At 72.6% G+C, this 22,089-nt stretch carries 23 protein-coding genes; 8 read left to right on the forward strand and 15 right to left on the reverse strand.

What is annotated here, in order from left to right; genetic code table 11:
* Positions 1–34: 34 nt before the first annotated feature.
* Positions 35–766, reverse strand: coding sequence for a VIT1/CCC1 transporter family protein (locus AB0N14_RS27475; protein WP_366028383.1), 732 nt, complete (start codon positions 764–766; stop codon positions 35–37).
* A gap of 254 nt (positions 767–1,020) precedes the next feature.
* On the opposite strand from AB0N14_RS27475, the gene AB0N14_RS27480 reads away from it, so the two are divergent.
* Genes AB0N14_RS27480 through AB0N14_RS27505 form a run of 6 tightly spaced genes read left to right on the forward strand, consistent with a single transcriptional unit; the run spans position 1,021 to position 8,135 of the window.
* Positions 1,021–2,307 carry an ADP-ribosylglycohydrolase family protein gene (locus AB0N14_RS27480; protein WP_366028384.1) on the forward strand — a complete coding sequence of 429 codons (1,287 nt, stop codon included), beginning with the start codon at positions 1,021–1,023 and terminating at the stop codon, positions 2,305–2,307.
* Positions 2,304–3,425, forward strand: coding sequence for an ADP-ribosylglycohydrolase family protein (locus AB0N14_RS27485; RefSeq protein WP_366028385.1), 1,122 nt, complete (start codon positions 2,304–2,306; stop codon positions 3,423–3,425). Before AB0N14_RS27480 ends, AB0N14_RS27485 begins: the two co-directional genes overlap by 4 nt.
* Before the next feature lie 7 nt (positions 3,426–3,432).
* Entirely contained in the window at positions 3,433–4,587 is a 1,155-nt protein-coding gene (locus AB0N14_RS27490) for an ADP-ribosylglycohydrolase family protein (RefSeq protein ID WP_366028386.1), read from the forward strand.
* 1 nt (position 4,588) lies between these two features.
* Positions 4,589–6,124 carry an ADP-ribosylglycohydrolase family protein gene (locus AB0N14_RS27495; RefSeq protein ID WP_366028387.1) on the forward strand — a complete coding sequence of 512 codons (1,536 nt, stop codon included), beginning with the start codon at positions 4,589–4,591 and terminating at the stop codon, positions 6,122–6,124.
* Complete coding sequence (locus AB0N14_RS27500; protein ID WP_366028388.1) at positions 6,121–7,311, forward strand: CoA transferase; 1,191 nt, start codon at positions 6,121–6,123, stop codon at positions 7,309–7,311. The genes AB0N14_RS27495 and AB0N14_RS27500 overlap by 4 nt, the downstream gene beginning before the upstream one ends.
* Positions 7,308–8,135 carry a CoA ester lyase gene (locus AB0N14_RS27505; RefSeq protein ID WP_366028390.1) on the forward strand — a complete coding sequence of 276 codons (828 nt, stop codon included), beginning with the start codon at positions 7,308–7,310 and terminating at the stop codon, positions 8,133–8,135. Before AB0N14_RS27500 ends, AB0N14_RS27505 begins: the two co-directional genes overlap by 4 nt.
* A gap of 67 nt (positions 8,136–8,202) precedes the next feature.
* Here the strand turns inward: AB0N14_RS27505 and lgt are convergent, their stop codons facing one another.
* From lgt to AB0N14_RS27550, 9 genes are all read right to left on the reverse strand, one after another.
* A complete protein-coding gene (gene lgt / locus AB0N14_RS27510) occupies positions 8,203–9,210 on the reverse strand; it encodes a prolipoprotein diacylglyceryl transferase (RefSeq protein ID WP_366028391.1) in 1,008 nt (335 codons plus the stop codon).
* Between the two features lie 118 nt (positions 9,211–9,328).
* Positions 9,329–10,105, reverse strand: coding sequence for a thioredoxin domain-containing protein (locus tag AB0N14_RS27515; RefSeq protein WP_366028392.1), 777 nt, complete (start codon positions 10,103–10,105; stop codon positions 9,329–9,331).
* 85 nt (positions 10,106–10,190) lie between these two features.
* Positions 10,191–11,006, reverse strand: coding sequence for a tryptophan synthase subunit alpha (trpA, locus tag AB0N14_RS27520; protein WP_366028393.1), 816 nt, complete (start codon positions 11,004–11,006; stop codon positions 10,191–10,193).
* Entirely contained in the window at positions 11,003–12,289 is a 1,287-nt protein-coding gene (trpB, locus tag AB0N14_RS27525) for a tryptophan synthase subunit beta (protein ID WP_263229411.1), read from the reverse strand. The genes trpA and trpB overlap by 4 nt, the downstream gene beginning before the upstream one ends.
* A 53-nt stretch (positions 12,290–12,342) precedes the next feature.
* Positions 12,343–12,591: a tryptophan synthase subunit(beta) gene (locus tag AB0N14_RS27530; protein ID WP_366028394.1), complete on the reverse strand. Its 249-nt coding sequence runs from the start codon at positions 12,589–12,591 to the stop codon at positions 12,343–12,345.
* Between the two features lie 22 nt (positions 12,592–12,613).
* Positions 12,614–13,423: an indole-3-glycerol phosphate synthase TrpC gene (gene trpC, locus AB0N14_RS27535; protein ID WP_366028395.1), complete on the reverse strand. Its 810-nt coding sequence runs from the start codon at positions 13,421–13,423 to the stop codon at positions 12,614–12,616.
* Positions 13,424–13,602: 179 nt separating this feature from the next.
* A complete protein-coding gene (locus AB0N14_RS27540) occupies positions 13,603–14,061 on the reverse strand; it encodes a DUF2752 domain-containing protein (protein ID WP_366028396.1) in 459 nt (152 codons plus the stop codon).
* A gap of 95 nt (positions 14,062–14,156) precedes the next feature.
* Positions 14,157–14,396, reverse strand: coding sequence for an HGxxPAAW family protein (locus tag AB0N14_RS27545; protein WP_366028397.1), 240 nt, complete (start codon positions 14,394–14,396; stop codon positions 14,157–14,159).
* 163 nt (positions 14,397–14,559) lie between these two features.
* Positions 14,560–15,198 (reverse strand): TIGR02234 family membrane protein, encoded by a 639-nt coding sequence (locus AB0N14_RS27550; RefSeq protein WP_366028398.1) that lies wholly within the window; start codon positions 15,196–15,198, stop codon positions 14,560–14,562.
* Between the two features lie 259 nt (positions 15,199–15,457).
* Between AB0N14_RS27550 and AB0N14_RS27555 the strand changes: the two genes are divergently transcribed.
* A complete protein-coding gene (locus AB0N14_RS27555; RefSeq protein ID WP_366028399.1) occupies positions 15,458–16,675 on the forward strand; it encodes a S53 family peptidase in 1,218 nt (405 codons plus the stop codon).
* A 3-nt stretch (positions 16,676–16,678) separates the two neighbouring features.
* On the opposite strand, the gene AB0N14_RS27560 is transcribed toward AB0N14_RS27555, so the two are convergent.
* A complete protein-coding gene (locus AB0N14_RS27560; protein WP_366028400.1) occupies positions 16,679–18,187 on the reverse strand; it encodes an anthranilate synthase component I in 1,509 nt (502 codons plus the stop codon).
* A gap of 11 nt (positions 18,188–18,198) precedes the next feature.
* Positions 18,199–18,600, reverse strand: coding sequence for a phosphoribosyl-AMP cyclohydrolase (hisI, locus tag AB0N14_RS27565; RefSeq protein ID WP_366028401.1), 402 nt, complete (start codon positions 18,598–18,600; stop codon positions 18,199–18,201).
* 82 nt (positions 18,601–18,682) lie between these two features.
* Here hisI and AB0N14_RS27570 point away from each other — a divergent pair, with 82 nt between their 5' ends.
* A complete protein-coding gene (locus AB0N14_RS27570; RefSeq protein WP_366028402.1) occupies positions 18,683–19,318 on the forward strand; it encodes a TIGR03085 family metal-binding protein in 636 nt (211 codons plus the stop codon).
* A gap of 9 nt (positions 19,319–19,327) precedes the next feature.
* Here the strand turns inward: AB0N14_RS27570 and AB0N14_RS27575 are convergent, their stop codons facing one another.
* From AB0N14_RS27575 to hisF, 3 genes are all read right to left on the reverse strand, one after another.
* Positions 19,328–20,584 carry an MFS transporter gene (locus AB0N14_RS27575; protein ID WP_366028403.1) on the reverse strand — a complete coding sequence of 419 codons (1,257 nt, stop codon included), beginning with the start codon at positions 20,582–20,584 and terminating at the stop codon, positions 19,328–19,330.
* Between the two features lie 14 nt (positions 20,585–20,598).
* On the reverse strand, positions 20,599–21,186 hold the full coding sequence (locus tag AB0N14_RS27580; protein WP_366028404.1) for a helix-turn-helix domain-containing protein: 588 nt from the start codon (positions 21,184–21,186) through the stop codon (positions 20,599–20,601).
* A gap of 123 nt (positions 21,187–21,309) precedes the next feature.
* Entirely contained in the window at positions 21,310–22,065 is a 756-nt protein-coding gene (gene hisF / locus AB0N14_RS27585) for an imidazole glycerol phosphate synthase subunit HisF (protein WP_366028405.1), read from the reverse strand.
* Positions 22,066–22,089: the final 24 nt, after the last annotated feature.

The raw sequence follows: 22,089 nt of genomic DNA on the forward strand, positions 1-22,089 counted from the left end.
TAGTTATGCGGCCCCTCGCATAACTAGCCTGCGCTTATCGTACGGCCGTACCGAACAAAGTGCCCAGGACGTACGTCACACCCGCCGCGGCACCACCGAGGGCGAGCTGCCTGAAGCCGCTGTACCACCAGCTGCGCGCGGTCACCTTGGCCACGACGGCCCCGCACGCGAAGAGCCCGAGGAGCGCGAGAAGGACGGCGGGCCACAGGGCGTGGGCCCCGAGCAGATAGGGCAGCAGGGGCAGCAGGGCGCCGAGCGCGAAGGACCCGAAGCTGGAGACGGCGGCCACCAGCGGTGAGGGCAGGTCGCCCGGGTCGATGCCGAGCTCCTCGCGGGCGTGTATCTCCAGGGCCTGCTCGGGGTCGCGGGAGAGCTGCTTGGCGACCTCGCGGGCCAGCGCGGGCTCGACGCCGCGCGTCTCGTACAGCGCCGCCAGCTCCTCCTCCTCGTCCTCCGGGTGCTTCCTCAGCTCCCGCCGCTCGACGTCGAGCTCGGCCTCGACCAGCTCGCGCTGCGAGGCGACGGAGGTGTACTCACCGGCGGCCATGGAGAAGGCCCCCGCGGCCAGACCTGCGAGGCCTGTGATGATGATGGTCTGCTGGCTGACGGATCCGCCGGCGACACCCGTCATCAGGGCCAGGTTGGACACCAGCCCGTCCATCGCGCCGAACACGGCCGGACGCAGCCAGCCACCGTTGACATCCCGGTGGGTGTGGTTGTCCCGGTGCGCCTCGTGCAGCGTCGCCTCGGTCTCGATGATGGCCATGAGGTCCCCCAGGAAGCTTAGGCAAAGCTAAGTTTGGACAGGTTCTATCTTTCGACAACACAGAACCTACGCCGGGAATTTCCGTCCCGCCAGCAAGGAAAGGCTCGGCTAACCTGCACCTTTGCCTCTCTGCGCTCATCCGTGACGATGACTGCTCAGATGCGGACGGGTGATGCTGAGGTCCGCAAGGCTCCGCGCGACGGTTTCGGGGGGACAGATCCGCACAGGGGGCGCCCCGAGAGGAGAGGCACCGTATGGCCATCGCCTGCAGTCCCCCCGTACCGGAGCGCGAGGACGCCGCCGGTCCCCGGGAACGGGCGCGGGGCGCGTTGCTCGGCCTCGCCGTCGGGGACGCGCTCGGGGCTCCCGCCGAGAACCTGAAGCCGTCCGAGATCGGGGCCCGCTGGGGCCGCATCACGGGGTTCGTCACCGAGCGGCCGTGCGGCACGGACGACACCGAGTACGCCATCTTCTCGGGGCTGCTGCTGGCCCGGCACGGCTCGGCGCTCACCGCGGCGCATGTGGAGGCGGCCTGGCACGAGTGGATCGCGGACCGGGACGAGGGGCCGTTCCGGGGGGCGGGCTTCAGCGAGCGCGGGACGCTGGAGAACCTGCGCCGGGGCCTTGCCGCCCCCGTCTCCGCGCAGCACCGGCACGCCTGGAGCGACGGGCTCGCCATGCGTGCGGCGCCCTTCGGGGTGTTCGCCGCGGGCCGCCCGGCTGAGGCGGCGCGGCTGGTGGCGATCGACGGCTCGGTGAGCCATGAGGGCGAGGGCATCCACGGCGGCCGGGCGGTCGCGGCCGGCGTCGCGATGGCGATGACCGGAGCGTCGACGAGCACCGTGGTGGCCTCGGCCCTCGCGGCCGTCCCCGAGGACTCGTGGACCGCCCGCTCGCTGCGCCGCGCGGTCGCCGTGGCCCACCGGGGCGCCCGCGCGGTCCGCTCCGCAGTGGTGATCGACGGCTACCCCTGGACGGACCTCGCGCCCGAGGCGGTCGCCCTGGCGTTCGGCGCGTACGTGGCGGAAGGCGGCGACTTCCGGGAGTCAGTGCTCGCCGCGGTCAACATGGGCCGCGACGCCGACACCACGGCGGCGGTCGCGGGCGCCCTGGCGGGCGCGACCCGCGGTATCGCAGCGATCCCCCGGGAGTGGGCGGCCGCGATCGGCCCGGCACGGGGCCGCTGCCTGCCGTCCGTGGAGGGGCACCACGTCCTGGACGTGGCCGACCTGCTGGCACCGGGGGACGGGGGGAAGTGGGCCGCGGGGGTCCGCGGGGAGAGGGCCGCGGCGATCCGAGGGGAGAGGGCAGCTCGGATCCGCGGGGCGGGGGGCGCGGGGGTCCCGGAGCCGGGGCCGGGCGTACGGGGCGGCGGAGCCGTGCGGCTTGACGGCCAGGGAGCCGTACGCCGTGACGGCCAGGAAGCCGTGCGGCTCGACGGCGAGGAAGCCGTACGCCGTGACGGGCAGGAAGCCGTACGGCATGGCGTACGTACGCCACTCGGTGCGGTGCCGTACGACCGGACCCAGGGGGAGCCGTGAGCGGGCCTCGGCGGATCGAGGGTCTGCTGCTCGGGCTCGCCGTCGGTGATGCCGCCGGGTGGCCCGCCGCCCGGCACCGGGCCGCACGGATGCCCGAGTGGACCCGGCGGCTGACCCGTGAGCTGGACACGTTCGCCGAGGAGAACGCGACCACCACCCTGCCGGTGCCGATCGCCCTCAACCAGTCGCCGCAGCCGCTGCGGCTCGGACCGTCGGACGACGCCGAGTGGGCGGCGTTCACGGCCGAGGCCCTGCTGCGCGCCAAGGACGCCGACGCGCTCGGCGGTCTCGACCGCCAGCCCGGACCACGAGCCGCCCTCGACCGGTCCTGGAACGCCCTCGCCACCGAGGTCGCCGCCGCGGCCGACCGCACCCCCGAGGCCGAGTCGGCCGTCATGCCGTTGCGCGCCCGGATCTCCGTCCGCGCGGGCCTCGGCAACCTCGCCACCGGCCTGCGCCCGCCCGCCACCGGTCACGACAACCCGCACTACTTCGACGACGCGGCCTGCGTACGGGCCTGCGTGCTCGCCGTGGCCCACCCGGGCGAGCCCGAACTCGCCGCCGAGCTCGCCGAGTTCGACGCCCGTTACACCCAGGACGGCGACGGGGTGCACGGCGCCCGCGCCATGGCCGCGGCCCTCTCGCTCGCCCTGGCCGGGGAGGCGCTCGACAACTGCGTGCGGGCCGCGCTGGCCGAGCTCCCCGAGTCCACCGAGATCGGCCGCAACGCCCGGTACGCCCTGAAGCTGGCCCACGACGGCGAGGGTGCCTTCCGCGTCGTCCCCTTGCTGGAACATCAGATCGTCGACCATGTCTACAGTTACGGCGTCGCGGCCGCGGAGACCGTGCCGGTCGCCCTCGCCCTCGCGACGGCGGCCCACGGGCGTATCGCGGAGGCGGTGCCCGCCGCCGCCTGCCTGTCGCGGGTGGCCGACTCCGCCCCGGCCCTCGCGGGCGCACTCACGGGAGCCCTGGGCGGCGGCGCGGCGATCCCGTCCTCCTGGCGCGACGCCTGCCGCACCCTCGCGGGCTGTGCACTGCCTCACCTGACCGGCCAGGACCTCGTACACCTCGCCGAACTCCTGGAGACGACGGAACTGGCCACTGCCGGTGGATGATTCGGGCATGACGCCCACTCCTGACGAGTCGGTCCCTCTGGACGAACGCATCACCGGCGCCCTGGTCGGCGCAGCCGTCGGCGACGCCCTCGGCGGTCCCGTCGAGGGCCACTCCCCCGAGCAGATCGTCGAACGGCACGGCGGCCGGGTGCACGGGATCGTCGGACCCTGGCACGGCGAAGCCTGGCGCACGGCCCGCCCCGTCGCCCCGTACCACAAGGGGGACGGCCACGTCACCGACGACACGTTGATGACGCACGCGCTGGTACGGGTGTACGCGGTCGTCCGGGACCACCTCGACGCGTACACGATCGCCGAGCACCTGGTCCCCGACCTGATGACGAACCCGCGCTGGATCCCGGAGCTGGAGGCGGAGGCACTCCCGCTGCACCGCGTCTTCCTGGCCGAGAAGTGGCTCGTGACACGGCTTCACTACGCCCATGCGGACCCGCGGGAGGCGGGCGTCGGCAACATCGTCAACTGCGGTGCCGCGATGTACATGGCGCCGGTCGGCCTGGTCAACGCGGCCAACCCCGAGGGCGCGTACGCCGAGGCCCTGGACGTGGCGGGCGCGCACCAGTCCTCGTACGGCAGGGAGGCGGCCGGGGTGCTCGCGGCGGCGGTGGCGGCGGCCTGCGCACCGGGCGCGACACCGGACTCGGTCGTGGCGGCGTGCCTGTCGCTGGCGAAGGACGGGACACGCGCCGCGATCGAGACGGCCTGCGACACGGCCTCCCGTTACTCCGACTACGAGTCCGCCCTACGGCCGCTGCGGGAGGCGGTGGCGCCGTACGACACCGTCGGCCCCGACTACCGCGCCCCGTCCCTGGGCGCCCGCCGACCGTCCCGGCTGCACGCGATCGAGGAACTCCCGGTGGCGCTCGGCATGGTGGTCGTGGCGCGCGGGGACCACCGTCACGCGGTGCTCGGCTCGGTGAACTACGGCCGGGACTGCGACTCCATCGCCACGATGGCGGGCGCGATCACGGGCGCGCTGGGCTCACAGGTCCCGTCCGACTGGGCGAAGGCGGTCGCGGAGGCGAGCCGCCTCGACCTGCACGCCCCGGCCCGGACGCTCACGGAGGTCACCCGGGAGATCTTCGCCCGGGACGTGTGCCGCCGCCGGTCGCACGAGGCGGCCTTCGCCGCGCTGGGAGGCTGAGGTGCTCCGACTGACCTGGGTCCAGCCGGAGGACCTCCTCGGCCATGAACTCCGCCAGGCGGAACAGGACGGCCGGGAGCCGTCGGCGATCGCGGCGAGATGGCGGGCGGCGGGCGGCCCGCCGGCGCCCCTGACCGCCGGCGCGTCACCGGTACCGGCGTCCCCGTACCTGCGCCTGCTGGCAAAGGACTTGCTGGACGAACTGGCGGATCTGCCGAGCATCTTGGCGGAACACGAGCCGACGGACCTGGCCCGGATCAGGGCGCTGTGCCGGAGCTGGCCGGCTGAAACTGCGGGCGGTCGCGCCACCCAGCCTGCGGGCGGTCGTACGACCCAGCCTGCGGGCAGTGCCGCTGGGGCGATGGGGGTCCCCCCTGCTCGAGCGAAGTCGAGAGCTTGGGGGAGGGCGGGCGCTGGGGGTGCCCCCTCTGGGGAAGGCACCCCGCAAGCGCGGGCAAGCGAGACCAACCCCCGAGCAACCCCCACCGAGGCGCACTTCGAAGCCGCCTGGCTGGGCCGAGCAGCCGGTTGCCTCCTCGGGAAACCCGTGGAAAAGCTCCCCCTGAAAGGCATCCGCCAACTCGCGAAAGTCACCGGCAACTGGCCTCTGAACACCTGGTTCACAGCCCGAGGAGTCCCCGCGGAACTAGCGGCAACGTACCCCTGGAACCGCCGCTCGGCGAAAACCTCCCTCGCCGAGAACATCGACGGCATGCCCGAGGACGACGACCTCAACTACCCCCTGCTCAACCTGCTGTTGCTCGGCCGCCACGGCAAGCACTTCACCACCACCGACGTCGCCCGACTGTGGCTCGACGAACTCCCCGCCGCCCGCACCTTCACCGCCGAACGCGTCGCCTACCGCAACCTCCTCTCCGGCATCGAACCCCCACGCACCGCCCGCCACCGCAACCCCTTCCGCGAATGGATCGGCGCCCTCATCCGTGCCGACGTGCACGGCTGGACCAATCCCGGCGACCCGGCCGCCGCGGCCGAACAGGCCCACCGCGACGCCACCCTCACCCACACCGGGAACGGCGTCTACGCGGCGATGTTCACCGCCGCCGCCATCGCCGAGGCGGCCACCGGCGCCCACGACGTCCACCACTGCCTGCGCACCGGTCTCACCGTCGTCCCGGCCGCCTCCCGCCTCGCCCGCGCGGTCCGCCACGCGATCCGACTGGCCGAATCCACACCCGACTTCGACGCGGTGGTCGACGAACTGCACTCCGCCCACCGCGGCTACCACTGGGTCCACGCCATCCCCAACACCGCCCTGATCGCCGCCGCCCTCACCCACGCCGACGGCGACTTCACCGGATCCATCTGCCGTGCGGTGTCCGGGGGGTGGGACACCGATTCGAACGGCGCGACGGCCGGCAGCATCGCCGGACTGCTGGCCGGACACCCCACCGCGCTCCCCGACCGTTGGACCACCCCCCTCAAGAACCGGCTCGCCACGTCCGTCGGCGACTTCAACGGCGTCGGCTTCGACACCCTTGCCCACCTCACCCACCGGGAGGCCCACCGCTCATGACCGCACCCCTCGCCGGCCTCCGCGTCCTCGACCTCGCGACCCTCTTCGCCGGTCCCCTCGCCGCCACTCTGCTCGGTGACTTCGGCGCCGAGGTCATCAAGGTCGAGCACCCGGCCCGTCCCGACCCCTCCCGCGGCCACGGCCCGACGAAGCACGGCGTGGGGCTGTGGTGGAAACTGCTCGGCCGCAACAAGCGCACGATGACACTCGACCTGTCCAAGCCCGGTGGCCGTACGACACTGCTGCGGCTCGCCGAGACCGCCGACGTGATCGTCGAGAACTTCCGCCCGGGCACCCTGGAGAGGTGGGCCCTGGGCTGGGACGAGCTGTCCGCCGCGAACCCCCGTCTCGTGCTCGCCCGGGTGACCGCGTTCGGCCAGTTCGGCCCGTACGCGCACCGCCCCGGCTTCGGCACGCTCGCGGAGGCGATGAGCGGGTTCGCGGCGATCACCGGGGAGCCGGACGGGCCGCCGACGCTCCCGCCGTTCGGGCTGGCCGACTCGATCGCGGCCCTGGCGACGGCGTACGCGGTGATGACGGCCCTGGCGGCCCGCGAGCGCACCGGGACGGGCCAGGTGGTCGACATGGCGATCATCGAACCGATTCTCACCGTCCTCGGTCCGCAGCCGATCTGGTACGACCAGCTGGGCCACGTCCAGGGGCGCACCGGCAACCGCTCCCACAACAACGCCCCGCGCAACACCTACCGCACCGCGGACGGCGGCTGGGTCGCCGTCTCGGCCTCCGCCACGTCCGTCGCCGAGCGGGTGATGCGCCTGGTCGGCCGCCCCGAGCTGATCGACGAGCCGTGGTTCGCGACGGGCGAGGAGCGGGCCCGGCACGCGGACGTGCTGGACGAGGCCGTCGGCGGGTGGATCGCCGGCCGCACCCGCGCGGAGGTGCTGAAGGCGTTCGAGGACGCGGAGGCCGCGGTGGCGCCGGTGCAGGACGTGCGGGAGGTGATGACCGACCCGCAGTACGCGGCGCTCGGCACGCTCACCACGATCCCGGACGACCCGGAGCTGGGCCGCCTCCGGATGCAGAACGTCCTGTTCCGCCTCTCCGCCACGCCCGGCGCGATCCGCTGGGCCGGCCGTCCGCACGGCGCGGACACGCGGGCGGTCCTGACCGAACTGGGTCTGACGGCCCCCGAGATCGCCGCGCTCGAGGCGGAGGGTGCGCTATGACCCCTCTCACCCTGCTGTACGCGCCCGGGGACCGCCCGGAGGTGGTGGGCAAGGCGCTCACCTCCGGAGCGGACGTGGTGCTGGTCGACCTGGAGGACGCGGTCTCCCCGGACCGCAAGGCGTACGCGCGGGCGGCGACGGCGGAACGGCTCGCGGAACGCCCGCCGGTGCCGGTCCATGTCCGGGTGAACGCGCTGGACAGCCCCTGGGGCGAGGCGGACCTCACGGCGCTCACGGCGCTCGCGGGTCTCACGGGGCTGCGCCTGCCGAAGGTGACGTCGCCCTCGGACGTCGTCCGGGCCGCGCGACGTGCCGTCCGGGCGGACGGCACGGTCGTCCCCCTCCACGCCCTTCTGGAGACGGCCCTGGGGGTGGAGAGCGCGTTCGCGATCGCGTCGGCGCATCCGGCCGTGCGGGGCATCGCGCTGGGCGAGTCGGACCTCCGGGCCGACCTCGGCGTACGGGAGGACGCGGGGCTCGACTGGTCGCGGGCGCGGGTGGTGGTGGCGGCCCGGGCCGCCGCGCTGCCGCCGCCGGCCCAGTCGATCTATCCGGACACACGAGACCTGGAGGGCCTGGCGGCGTCCTGCGCCCACGGCCGCAGTCTGGGCTACCTGGGCCGGGCGGCGATCCATCCCCGTCAGCTTCCGGTCATCGAACGCGCCTACGCACCTACCCCGGAGGAGATCACCCGCGCGGAGGAAACCCTCAAGGCCGCCGCCCTGGACCAGGGCGCCCAGGCCCTCCCCGACGGCCGCTTCATCGACACGGCGGTGGTGAGAGAGGCGTACAGAACCCTGTCGTTGGCCCGCCGAAGGCGTTGAGGACCGGACACGCGCCGGGGGCGCCGTATCCAGCGATACGGCGCCCCCGGCAACGCAGGAACGTCCCTCAGCCCTTCTGGGCCGACTCGGCCTCGTCCTGCGACGTCTTCGCGGTCCTCTTGGCCTCCGCCTGCCCCGTGGCCTTCGCAACCGTCGGCTTCTCGTCCTCCGGCTCGGGCTCGCCCTTCTTCTCCGGCTCGGGCTCACCCTTCTTCTCCGGCTCCCCGGAGTCGGCGTCCCCCTCGGCCTCGCTGCCGGCGGCATCCGGCTCGACCACTGCCTCCCGGCCCGGCCTGACCCGCGACGACACCACCATGTACGTCACGGCCAGCAGGAACACCAGCATCGCGGTCCAGTCGTTCAGCCTGAGGCCCAGGATGTGGTGCGCGTCGTCGACCCGCATGTACTCGATCCAGCCGCGGCCCACGCAGTACGCGGCCACGTACAAGGCGAACGCCCGCCCGTGCCCCAGCTTGAAGCGGCGGTCCGCCCAGATCACCAGGAATCCGACCCCGATGCACCACAGCGACTCGTACAGGAACGTCGGGTGGTAGTACCCCGGCACCCGCCCGTCCGTGGAGGAGGTGATGTGCAGCGCCCACGGCAGATCCGTCGGCCGCCCGTACAGCTCCTGGTTGAACCAGTTGCCCCAGCGTCCGATCGCCTGCGCGAAGGCGATCCCGGGTGCGACGGCGTCGGCGTACGAAGGGAGCGTGATGCCCCGGCGACGGCAGCCGATCCACGCGCCGACCGCGCCGAGCGCGATCGCGCCCCAGATACCGAGCCCGCCCTGCCAGACCTTGAAGGCGTCCACCCAGTCACGGCCCTCGCTGAAGTACAGCTCGTAGTCCGTGATCACGTGGTAGAGCCGCCCACCGACCAGGCCGAACGGCACGGCCCAGACCGCGATGTCGGCCACCGTGCCCGCCCGGCCGCCCCGGGCGATCCAGCGTTTGTTGCCGAGCCACACGGCTACGAAGACACCGATGATGATGCAGAACGCGTAGCCGCGCAGCGGAATGGGGCCGAGGTACAGCACTCCGCGCGAGGGGCTGGGAATGTAGGCAAGTTCCATGGCAGGAACGACGCTACCCTGCCGGACACGCAGCGTGGCAACCCACCCGGCTACGGGTCCATAACGTACGACCCCCCCGGCCTATCGGACGCCGGGGGCATCGCGGGGGCCCACGGCCTCAGGACTTGCCGGCGGCCTCCACCATCTGCTTCAGCTTGGCCGGTGTCATCGTGCGGTCCTCGAAGAGGTTCTTTCCGCCGAGGAGCACCGTCGGCGTGCCGGAGAAGCGGGCGCTCTGGAACGCTTCGTTCGACTTCACCACCCAGCTGTCGTGCGTGCCGTCCTTGACGCACTTCTGGAAGGCCGGGCTGTCGAGGCCGCCGACCTTGCCGGACAGCTCGATCAGCTTGGCGTTGTCCGCGTACGTGTCCTGCGTTTCCTTGGGCTGGTTGTCGTACAGCACGTCGTGGTAACTCGAGAACTTTCCGGCGTCCTGCGCGCACGCCGCCGCGTTGGCCGCGGAGCGGGAGCCGCGGCCGCCGAGGTTTCCGTCGATGAGCGTGACCAGGTGGTACTCGACTCTGAGCTGTCCGGCGTCGACCAGCTGGTGGATCGTCGGGCGGTAAGCGGTCTCGAAGGCCTGGCAGGCCGGGCAGCGGAAGTCCTCCCACACCGTGAGGGTCGACTTGGCGGAGTCCTTGCCGACGGGGATCGCGAGGGCGCCCTTGCCCGTCGCCCCGGAGGGTGCGATGGCCGGGCCGGAGGCGCCGCTCTTGCCGCTCTTGCCGGCGTTCGCCGCCAGGACGCCCACCACCGTCGCCAGCGCCAGGACACACACGACCGAGGCGCCCACGATCAGCGCGCGGCGGCGCTTGTCCGCCGCCTTCTGCTTCTGTCGCTCGACCGCCAGCCGCTCGCGGGCGTTGCGCTTTCCTTCACGGTTCTTCTCGCTCACATCGGGCAGAACGAACCGGGGAGGCGCAGCGCGCCTCCCCGGCCTCAGGTCCACTCGTTCGAGTGAGCGGTTTGCCGCCCTCGGCTCACACGTTGCCGCGGACGCCCTCCGCCAGCTCGCCCGCCAGCGTGCGTACCGCCTCGAGGGCCGCCGCCTCGTCGGGCGCGTCCAGCATCCGCTTCACGAACGCCGAACCGACGATCACGCCGTCCGCGAAGCCGGCCACCTCGGCGGCCTGGGCCGCGTTGGAGACGCCGAGGCCGACGCAGACCGGCAGGTCGGTGGTGGCGCGGGTACGCCGGACCAGGTCCTGCGCCTGCGCGCCGACCGTCTCGCGGGTGCCGGTGACGCCCATGAGCGAGGCCGCGTAGACGAACCCGGAACCCGCCGCGGTGATCTCGGCGAGCCGTGCGTCCTTGCTGCTGGGCGCGACCACGAAGACCGTGGCGAGTCCGTGCTTCTCGGCGTGCTCCCGCCACAGGGCCGACTCCTGCACGGGCAGGTCCGGCAGGATGCAGCCCGCGCCGCCCGCCTCGGCCAGTTCGGCGGTGAAGCGTTCGACGCCGTAGCGGTCGATCGGGTTCCAGTACGTCATCACGAGGATGGGCTTGCCGGTGGCCTCGAAGGCCTCGCGGACCGTGCGCATCACGTCGGCGATCTTCACGCCGCCGCGCAGCGCGATGTCGTCGGCGGTCTGGATGACGGGGCCGTCGAGGACGGGGTCGCTGTGCGGCAGGCCCACCTCGACGACGTCGGCGCCGCCCTCCAGAACCGCCCTGATCGCGGCGATGCCGCCGTCGACCGTCGGGAAGCCGGCCGGCAGATAGGCGATGAGCGCGGAACGGCCCTCCGCCTCGGCGGCGGCGAGGGTGTCCGACAGCAGTCGAATGTTCCCGCTCACTGGGCGTCCCCCTCGATCTCCGCGGCGTCGGTGTCGGCGTCCGCGGCGACGGACGCGTCGGTGTCGTACAGGCCGAAGTACCGGGCGGCGGTGTCCATGTCCTTGTCGCCGCGCCCGGAAAGGTTGACGACGATCAGCCCGTCCTCGCCGAGCTCCCTGCCCACCTCCAGGGCACCGGCGAGGGCGTGGGCGCTCTCGATGGCCGGGATGATGCCCTCGGTGCGGGACAGCAGGCGCAGGGCCTGCATGGCGGCGTCGTCGGTGACGGCCCGGTACTCGCCGCGGCCGCTGTCCTTGAGGTAGGAGTGCTCGGGGCCGATGCCCGGGTAGTCGAGGCCCGCGGAGATCGAGTAGGGCTCGGTGATCTGGCCCTCGTCGTCCTGCAGGACGTAGGACCGGGAGCCGTGCAGGATGCCGGGCTCGCCGGCGGTGAGGGTGGCGGCGTGCTCGCCGGTCTCGACGCCGTGTCCGGCGGGCTCGCAGCCGATGAGGCGTACGCCCTCGTCGGGGATGAAGGCGTGGAAGAGGCCGATGGCGTTCGAACCGCCGCCCACGCAGGCGATGGCGGCGTCCGGCAGGCGCCCGGCGCGCTCGAGGAGCTGCCGCCGTGCCTCCACGCCGATCACACGGTGGAAGTCGCGCACCATGGCCGGGAAGGGGTGGGGGCCTGCGACGGTGCCGAAGAGGTAGTGGGTGTGGTCCACGTTGGCGACCCAGTCGCGGAACGCCTCGTTGATGGCGTCCTTGAGGGTGCGGGAGCCGGACTTCACGGCGATGACCTCGGCGCCGAGCATGCGCATGCGGGCGACGTTGAGGGCCTGCCGCCTGGTGTCGATCTCGCCCATGTAGATGGTGCACTCGAGCCCGAACAGGGCGCAGGCGGTGGCGGTGGCGACGCCGTGCTGGCCGGCGCCGGTCTCCGCGATGACCCGCGTCTTGCCCATCCTCCTGGTGAGGAGGGCCTGCCCGAGAACGTTGTTGATCTTGTGCGAGCCGGTGTGGTTGAGGTCCTCGCGCTTGAGGAACACCCGGGCGCCGCCGGCGTGCTGGGCGAACCGCGGCACCTCGGTGAGGGCGCTGGGCCGGCCGGTGTAATTCACGAGCAGGTCGTCGAGTTCGCGGGCGAACTCGGGGTCGGCCTTGGCCTTCTCGTACTCGACGGCCACCTCGTCCACGGCGGCGACGAGGGCCTCCGGGATGAACTTGCCGCCGAACGCGCCGAAGTAGCCCTCGGCGCTGGGGACCCGGCCTTCCGGGTCGGGGATGAAGAACTCGCTGGGCATGCGGAAACCTCACGGTGAGTTGTGGATACCAATCGCCGTGGGGGCGGGGCTGATCAGTCGGCCTCGGGCCGCCTGTGGCTGATCGCGCCGACGCGGCGGAGCCGCATGTTCGGGCACTGCCCCGCGCCCCTCACCGGGCGCTGCCATCGCATGCCGTTGACCTGCCCCGGCTCGTCACCGATGACATACCGCACCCGGCGCCCGTGCACCCGGCGTGCGGGCGCGCGGCAGCCGCGGGGGCGGCATCCGCGGGCCAGGCGGGCGTACGGGTCCCTGGTCGTCACGGTGGTCGGAACAGTCATCGGCGCTCACCCTACCGGGACGTCAGCCCCGCCCGTGGCGCAGTGCCGGATGTGCGCCCGCCGCCACCAGGTCGGCGACGGCCGTCTTCGGGTCGCGCCCGGTCACCAGGGACTCCCCGACGAGTACGGCGTCGGCTCCGTCGTTGGCGTACGCGATCAGGTCGTGCGGTCCGCGGACCCCCGACTCGGCGACCTTGACGATCCTGTTGGGGATCTCGGGGGCGACCCGCTCGAACGTGGTGCGGTCCACCTCGAGGGTCTTGAGGTTGCGCGCGTTGACGCCGATGACCTTCGCTCCGGCGTCCACCGCCCGCTCGACCTCGTCCTCGTCGTGCACCTCGACGAGCGGGGTGAGCCCGATGGAGACCGCGCGCTCGATCAGCGACTCCAGGGCCGGCTGGTCGAGGGCGGCGACGATCAGCAGCGCGAGGTCGGCGCCGTACGCCCGGGCCTCCCACAGCTGGTAGGAGGTGACGATGAAGTCCTTGCGCAGCACCGGGATGTCGACCCGGGCCCGGACGGCCTCCAGATCGGCCAGCGAGCCGCCGAAGCGGCGCTGCTCGGTCAGGACGGAGATGACGGCCGCCCCGCCCGCCTCGTAGTCCGCGGCGAGTCCCGCAGGGTCGGCGATCGCGGCGAGCGCGCCCTTGGACGGGCTGGACCGCTTGACCTCGCAGATCACCTTGACCCCGTCACCGCGCAGGGCGGCGACGCCGTCCTTGGCCGCGGGAGCCTTCGCCGCGCGCTCCTTGAGCTCGTCGAGGCTGACGCGTGCCTGCCGCTCCGCGAGGTCGGCACGGACTCCGTCGATGATCTCGTCGAGCACACTCACGCGAGCGGCCCCCTTCCTGACGGTTGACGATGGGGTGAGGTCCCACCGGGTCGGGCCCCCGATCCACCGGGGCCGCCTCGGCGGGCGAAACCGATGGTCACTGCGATGGTATCCGGAGCACGGCCCAAGGCTCACATCCGGTGGAGGCCGGTCCCATTACCTGGACATTCACAGATTGATCATGGGTGCAGCCAGCCGCCGAACGGCAGGTTCCGGACAACGGTGAAGGCCAGTACCAGGGCGCCCAGGGTCCACAACTGCACCGGCGTGAGGTCGATCCGCAGCGCTCGTCCCCGTACCGCGCGGACCGCCCACACGGCCCACACCACGGCGAAGACCGGAAAGCCGGTGACGGCGAGAGCGTTGTCGTGCAGCGCCGTCAGGACGTCCCCGTGCACGAATGCGTGTGCGCTGCGCAGTCCGCCGCAGCCGGGGCAGTACAGGCCGGTGTAGCGCAGCAGCGGACAGACCGGATAGTGGCCGGGTCGGTTCGGGTCCACCGCTCCGACGTAGGCGAAGGCCCCGGCGACGGCGGCGAGGACCCCGGCCGGCACCGCGATGCGACGGAGCGCGGCTGCGCCGCCGGTGCCGCCGCGGTGCGGGGTCACGCTGGGGGATTCGGCGTTCACCCCACGCATTCTGCCCGCCCGCCGCCGCGGGTGCGCGGGTACGCGAGAGGCGGCTCCCGTACGCACCGTGCGGGGCCGCCTGTCGTCCGCAGCCGGGGGAGGCTTCAGTGCTCCGTCGCCTCCGCGGGCTGGTGCGCCGAGTGCGCCTGCGTCTTCGGCTGGCCGAGACCCATCTGGCGCATGATGCCGCCGACGACGCCGCCGAGGAGGCAGATCACGATGCCCGCCCAGAAGCCGACCGGCTGGGCCATCACGGTGAAGGTGCCCGAGACGCAGAAACCGATGAAGGCGATGATGACACCGGTCCAGGCGGCCGGGGTGTGACCGTGGCTGCTGCCCGCCATGACTTGCTCCTTGTTGGCTCTATGTGCGTGGGTGAGTCGAAGCTCGGCACCCATTGTCCCGCACCCGTGCGTACGAGGTGAGCCCGGGGTCGCGCTGCCCGATTCGGGGCTCGGTGCGCCTGTGGGGCGCCCGTTCGGCTCACTCGGCGGGTGTCGCGGCGGTTCAGGCGCCGGTGGGGTCCTCGCCCCGGTCGAGGGCCTTCCACAGGTCCTCGGGGCGGTCGGGGTCGACGGGCTTCGTCCGGCGCGGACGGGGCGTGCCGTCGCGCTCGTAGCGGCCGGACATCGCGGGCCACAGCCGGCCGTAGCGCAGGGCGAGCAGTCCGGCGAGGAGGAGCAGCGCGCCGCCGACGGCCGCGACGTACGGCCACGCGGAGTGCGTGAGCGCGGTCGCGGTCGCGGAGGCGTCACCGGCCGCCTGTGCCGCCTTCTCGTCGAGCGCCGAGCTGTCGGAGGCGCCCAGCAGCGCGGCGGCGATGGTGCCGGCGCCGGAGAGCGCGAGCAGCAGGGAGACGAGGAGGCGCCCGGTGCTGCGGACGGCGAAGACGGCGACGAGTGCGGCGAGGCCCACTATGGCGAGGGCCGCGGGGACGCCCGTGACGTCGCTGCCCTTGGCGGTCAGCGAGTAGTCGCCGCCGGCCACCGCCACGGTTCCCGCCGACCAGCTCTGCCGGGTGGAGAGCAGCGCCACGGCAGCGCCGGCCGCCCCGCACAGCAGGGCGACGGCGAGGCTGCGCCGGGCTGGCCGGAGGGGTGCGGCGGCCTCGGAACGGGGGTGAGGTACGGCAGTCACGTACTCCACTATCGCCTGAACCCCGGAAGAACCGTCATCCGGGGTCCGTCAACCCATGACCGCACCATCGTTCTCCCTTGGTCATCCCAGCGACAGGCCATGCACTCCCCATCCAAGGCAAAGGGAAGTCACAGCTTCAACGTTCTTCTTGTTGACGTGCCCAGGACATTCATAGGTTCTGCGCGGCCGTCGCGCGCACCCACGTCGGCGGCTGTACGGCGCACCCCCCACATGTCTCTCCGGTTCACCCACTCATGGAGGACGTACGTTGCGCAGAACCGTTTCCGCCGGCGCCGTGGCCGCACTGGCCACCGCCGCCCTCGCCCTGGCCGCTCCCGTCGGCCAGGCCGCGTCCACGACATCCACGGCACACGGCGTCACCGTCGCGCGCTCGTGCGCGGCCCCGACGCAGAAGAACGTCATGGCCTGCAACGCTCTCAAGGTCACCGCGGGCACCCCCAGGTCCGCACACGCGGAGAGCGATCTGACGGCCGCGGCCACCCCCGCCGGCTACGGCCCCGCCTCGCTGCAGGCGGCCTACAAAGTGCCCTCGTCGACCAGCGGTTCGGGCCAGACGGTGGCGATCGTCGACGCGTACGACGACCCGAACGCGGAGGCCGATCTCGCCGTCTACCGCTCGCAGTACGGCCTGTCCGCCTGCACCACGGCGAACAGCTGCTTCAAGAAGGTCGACCAGAACGGCGGCACGAGCTATCCGCGTGGCGACTCCGGCTGGGCGGAGGAGATCTCCCTCGACCTCGACATGGTCAGCGCGGCCTGTCCCAACTGCAAGATCCTCCTGGTGGAGGCGAGCTCGGCGAGCATGACGAACCTCGGCACGGCCGTGAACACCGCGGTCAGGCTGGGCGCGAAGTTCGTCAGCAACAGCTACGGCGGCAGCGAGTCCTCCAGCGACGCGACGTACGACTCCTCGTACTTCAACCACCCGGGCGTCGCCATCACGGTCTCCTCCGGTGACAACGGCTACGGCGTCGAGTACCCGGCCGCGTCCAAGTACGTGACGGCGGTGGGCGGTACGTCACTGAACACCGCGTCCAACTCGCGCGGCTGGACCGACACGGTGTGGAGCGGGGCGGGCTCCGGCTGCTCGAAGTACGACGCCAAGCCGGCCTGGCAGAGCGATGGCGGGTGCGCGAACCGCACCGTCGCCGACGTCTCTGCGGTCGCCGACCCGAACACCGGCGTCGCGGTCTACGACAGCTACCGCTCGGCCACCGGCTGGATGGTCTTCGGCGGCACCAGCGCCTCCTCGCCGCTGATCGCGGCGACGTACGCGCTGGCGGGCGCCCCGTCCTCCGGCTCCTCTCCGGCGTCCTTCCCCTACGCACACCCGTCGGCGCTGTACGACGTCACCAGCGGCTCCAACGGCAGCTGCTCCGGCTCGTACCTGTGCACCGGCACCACCGGGTACGACGGGCCCTCGGGCCTCGGTGTCCCGAACGGCACGGCGGCGTTCACGGGCTGACCCTCACGGCGACGTGAGCCTGTTGGCCGTGTGCACCGCGCGGAGGACGGCGGCCGCCTTGTTGCGGCACTCGTTGTCCTCCGCCACCGGGTCGGAGTCGGCGACGATGCCGGCTCCGGCCTGCACGTACGCCGTGCCGTCGCGCAGCAGGGCCGTACGGATGGCGATGGCGGTGTCGGCGTCGCCCGCGAAGTCGAGGTAGCCGACGCAGCCGCCGTACAGCCCGCGCCGGGACGGCTCGAGCTCGTCGATGATCTGCATCGCGCGCGGCTTCGGCGCACCGGAGAGGGTGCCCGCCGGGAAGCAGGCGGTGAGCACGTCGAAGGCCGTGCGCCCGGCCGCGACCCGTCCGGTGACCGTCGAGACGATGTGCATCACGTGGGAGTACCGCTCGATCGACATGAAGTCGACGACCTCCACCGAGCCGGGTTCGCACACCCGGCCGAGGTCGTTGCGGCCCAGGTCGACGAGCATCAGGTGCTCGGCGCGCTCCTTGGGGTCGGCGAGCAGCTCCTCGGCGAGGGCCTGGTCCTCCTGCGGGGTGGCGCCGCGGTGCCGGGTGCCGGCGATGGGGTGGACCATGGCCCGGCCGTCCTCGACCTTCACCAGCGCCTCCGGGGACGACCCGACGACATCGAACGCATCTCCGTCCCCGCAGGGGAACCGGAACAGGTACATGTACGGCGAGGGGTTGGTGGCCCTGAGCACCCGGTAGACGTCCAGCGCGCTCGCGGTGCACGGCGTCTCGAAGCGCTGCGAGGGGACGACCTGGAAGGCCTCGCCCGCGCGGATGCGCTCCTTGATGTCCTCGACCGCGTCCCGGAAGTCCTCGCCGCCCCACCGGGCGGTGTACTCGGGCAGTTCGGAGGGCGGCAGGACGGCCGGGGGCTGGGCGACCGCGCGGGACAGGTCGGCCTCCATGGCGTCGAGGCGGGCCACCGCGTCCGCGTAGGCCTCGTCGACGCCCGTGTCGAGGTCGTTGTGGTTGATCGCGTTGGCGATCAGCAGGACCGAGCCCTCCCAGTGGTCCATGACCGCGAGGTCGCTGGTCAGGAGCATGGTCAGCTCGGGCAGCTCCAGGTCGTCGCGCTCGCCGGGGCCGATCTTCTCCAGGCGGCGCACGATGTCGTACCCCAGATAGCCGACCATGCCGCCGGTGAAGGGCGGCAGGCCCAGGTCGTGGGCGAGGTCGCGGGGTGTGTGCAGGGCCTCGATGGTGGCCCGCAGGGCGGCCAGCGGGTCGCCGTCCGTGGGGACGCCGACGGGCGGGGTGCCGAGCCAGTGGGCCCGGCCGTTGCGCTCGGTCAGGGTTCCGGCCGAGCGGACACCGACGAAGGAGTAGCGGGACCACGACCGGCCGTTCTCCGCGGACTCCAGCAGGAAGGTGCCGGGGCGCTCGGCGGCGAGTTTGCGGTAGAGCGCGACCGGGGTGTCGCCGTCGGCGAGGAGCTTGCGCGTGACCGGGATGACGCGGCGGTCGGTGGCCAGCTTGCGGAACGTCTCGAGGTCCATGGCGGCCGACCTTACTGATCCGCGGACGCCGGGGAGGAGGCGGCGTCCTTGAGCAGCACGTCGGCGTCGAAGCAGGTCCGGTCGCCGGTGTGGCAGGCGGCGCCCAACTGGTCGACCTTGACCAGCACGGTGTCGGCGTCGCAGTCGAGCGCGACCGACTTCACGTGCTGCACATGGCCTGAGGTGTCGCCCTTGACCCAGTACTCCTGGCGGCTGCGCGACCAGTAGGTGCAGCGGCCGGTGGTGAGGGTGCGGTGCAGCGCCTCGTCGTCCATCCAGCCGAGCATGAGCACCTCACCGGTGTCGTACTGCTGGGCGATGGCGGGGAGCAGCCCGTCGGCGCTGCGCTTGAGGCGCGCGGCGATCTCGGGGTCCAGGCCGCTGGGCCTGCTGGGCGAAGGCGTGCTGGTCATGCGGACCATTGTGCCGCGCCGCACCGACATGCCCGGTCACCGTCCGCTGGGCGGACCGGTCCCCCGGTCGTACGCTGACTGCATGTCGACCCATGCCAAGCGTGAACGACTCCTCCTCGCGGACCTGTTGGAGGCCACGGGCCCCGACGCGCCCACGCTGTGCGAGGGCTGGAAGACCCGCGACCTCGCCGCCCACCTCGTGGTGCGCGAACGCCGTCCGGACGCCGCCGGGGGCGCGCTGATCAAGCAGCTCGCGCCGCGCCTGGAGAAGGTGATGGAGCAGTACACCGCGAAGCCGTACGAGGAGCTGATCCAGCTGATCCGTACCGGCCCGCCGCGCTTCTCGCCCTTCTCCCTGAAGCAGATCGACGAGGCGGCCAACACGGTCGAGTTCTACGTCCACACGGAGGACGTGCGCAGGGCGCAGCCCGACTGGACGCCGCGCGAACTGGACCCGGTCTTCCAGGACGCCCTGTGGTCCCGCCTGGAGCGCACGGCCCGCCTGACCGGTCGCGGCGCCCCGACGGGCCTGGTCCTGCGCCGCCCGAACGGCCAGACGGCGGTCGCCCACCGGGGCACCCCGGTGGTGACGGTCACCGGCGAGCCCTCGGAACTGCTGATGTTCGCGCTGGGCCGGCAGCGGGTGGCGGACGTGGAGCTGGACGGCGAGAAGGAGGCGATCACTCAGGTGCGGGAGACGAAGCAGCTGGGGATCTGAGGGAGCGGCTCAGCGGGGAAGTTCGGCCTGGCGCAGGTCGCGGGCGCCCAGGACGACGACCCCGGCCAGCCCGCAGACCGCCGCGCTGACGACGAAAACGGGGCCGGTGCCCCAGGCGCCGATGGCGGCGGCGGACAGCGGCATGCTGAGCGGGGCGAGGCCGAGGCCGACCAGGCTGGAGACCGCGGTGACGCGGCCCAGGTAGGCGGGGGCGGCCTGGGTCTGCAGCAGGGCGCCGCACATGGCGCCGCTGAGTCCGGCGAGGAGGCCGATGAGCAGGGCCACCCCCACAGCCGCCACGGCAGTCGGCACGTAGGCGAGGGCACCGATCGCCACGGATCCCGCGAAGGCCGCGTACGCGGTCACGTGTCCCGCGTGGGGCAGCCGCCCGCGCACGGCCAGCAGCAGCGAGGCGGCTCCGGCGCCGGTCCCGAAACCGGCCGCCACCCAGCCCAGACCGGAGGCGCCCCAGCCGCGCTCGTCGGCCAGCAGGGTCAGGCCCACGTTGAGCGGTCCGACGAAGCCGAGGTCGCCGAGGGCGATGGCGAGCATCAGCGGGCCGAGGACGCGGTGGCGACGGATGTAACGCAGACCCGCGCGAAGGTCACGCCAGGCAGTCGCGTCATCGGCGCCGGGGGCGCCGTCCGGTGGCAGCTCCCGTATTCGTACGGAGACCAGCAAGGGCACCGACACGGCGATCAGCAGCCCGGCGAGCCCGAAGGCGGCCGCCTCGCCGCCGACCGCCACCCCGAGGCCACCGAGCGGGGCGCCCGCGACGTACGCCAATCGGTTGGCGAGACCTCGCATACCGTGCACCCGGGCAAGCTGCCTCCGCTCGGTCAAGCGGGCTGGAAGAGCGCCCACTGCGGGCATGAACACCGCGTCCACGGTGCCGAAAACCAAGGCCAGCAGGGCGAGCGGCCACAGGCCGGGGGTGGTGACGAACAGCAGGCCCGCCACCGCGAGCACGGCGGCGCAGCGCACGGCGTCACTGCCGATGACGACGTTCCGGGGCCCGAAACGGTCGGCGACCACTCCCCCGCCCAGCATCAGCAGGGCCCTCGGCAGCGCGCTCACCGCCATGACGACTCCGGCCTGCGACGGCGTCCCTTCCTGGACAGCCGCCCACGACAGAGCGATGTAGTAGACGCTGTCGCCGACCATGGACGACGTGTAGGCGGCGAGCCAGCGCAGGACGTTGCCGTCGCGATGGGCGGGACGCTCGGTGGCGTCTCGGCTGGTGGGTAACGCGGGCGCAGTGCTCAAGGCAGTGGCCTCTCTCAGGGACGGAAGGGGAATCCGTACACGTGGAGCGCGACGTTCTCGCGCCCTTCGGTCTCGCCGGCGGTCGCGCGGGCGCGCGCCTGTTCGTTGTGCTTCCTGATCAGGGCGTCCAGGTCGCGGGAGAGTTCGGCCAGTTCGGCGGCCGTCATCCGCGGCAGGTACTCGGAGTCGATGGCAGCGCCGTTCCACTCCGGACTCCAGTGGGGACGTTCGTCCAGGTGGCGGAAGTAGAGCTCGCTGCGCTGCTCGTAGAAGAGCCGGGAGGCGGCGGTGTGGGCGGCCACCTTCTCCGGGGCGTCCCTGAAGTCCTCTTCATGGATGCTGATGCCGTCCGACGCGGCCCGCCACCAGCGTTCGCGTCCGTCCGCGCTCTGCGGCTCGGCCTCCTCGATGAGGCCGTGTTCGGCGAGCTTGCGCAGGTGGTAGCTGACCAGTGACACGGCCTCGTCGACCACCTCCGCGAGCTGTGAGGCGGTGGCCACGCGCTCGACGTACAGCGCCCGGAAGAGCTTCATCCGCAAGGGATGCGCGAGCGCCTTCAGCGTGCCCAGGTCGTTGATCCGACGGTTCTCCTTGCTTGCCATGCCCATCACCGTAGATACGAAAGGAAAGTTGCACAACAGATTTTGCGCAACTTTCGTTTCGTATCCGCTCATGAGGAGGCCCCGGCCACCCCACGGCGACCGGGGCCCGAGCCCAGCGCGGCGTCACCGCACGGGATGTCCCGCCTCCCGCAGCGTCTGCTTCACCTCTCCGATCCGCAGGTCGCCGAAGTGGAAGACCGACGCCGCCAGGACCGCGTCCGCGCCCGCCGCGACGGCCGGGGGGAAGTGGGCCAGTGCGCCCGCGCCGCCGGAGGCGATCACAGGGACCGTGACGTGCTTGCGGACGGCCGCGATCATCTCCAGGTCGTAGCCGTCCTTCGTGCCGTCCGCGTCCATCGAGTTCAGCAGGATCTCGCCCGCGCCCAGCTCCGCCGCCCGGTGCGCCCACTCGATCGCGTCGATGCCGGTGCCGCGGCGGCCGCCGTGGGTCGTCACCTCGAAGGAGCCCGAGTCGGTGCGGCGCGCGTCCACCGAGAGCACCAGGACCTGGCGGCCGAAGCGCTCCGCGATCTCCCGGATCAGGTCCGGCCGGGCGATGGCGGCCGTGTTGACGCCCACCTTGTCGGCGCCCGCCCGCAGCAGCCTGTCCACGTCCTCGGCCGTACGGACCCCGCCGCCGACCGTGAGCGGGATGAACACCTGCTCGGCGGTGCGGCGCACCACGTCGTACGTCGTCTCCCGGTTGCCCGAGGAGGCGGTGATGTCCAGGAACGTCAGCTCGTCGGCGCCCTCGGCGTCGTACACCTTCGCCATCTCGACGGGGTCGCCCGCGTCGCGCAGGTTCTGGAAGTTGACGCCCTTGACGACCCGGCCGTTGTCCACGTCCAGGCAGGGGATGACTCGGACCGCCAGGGTCATGAATCCACGGCTCCTCTTGCTGCT

Source organism: Streptomyces sp. NPDC051104 (assembly GCF_040682835.1).
GTDB lineage: Bacteria > Actinomycetota > Actinomycetes > Streptomycetales > Streptomycetaceae > Streptomyces > Streptomyces cynarae.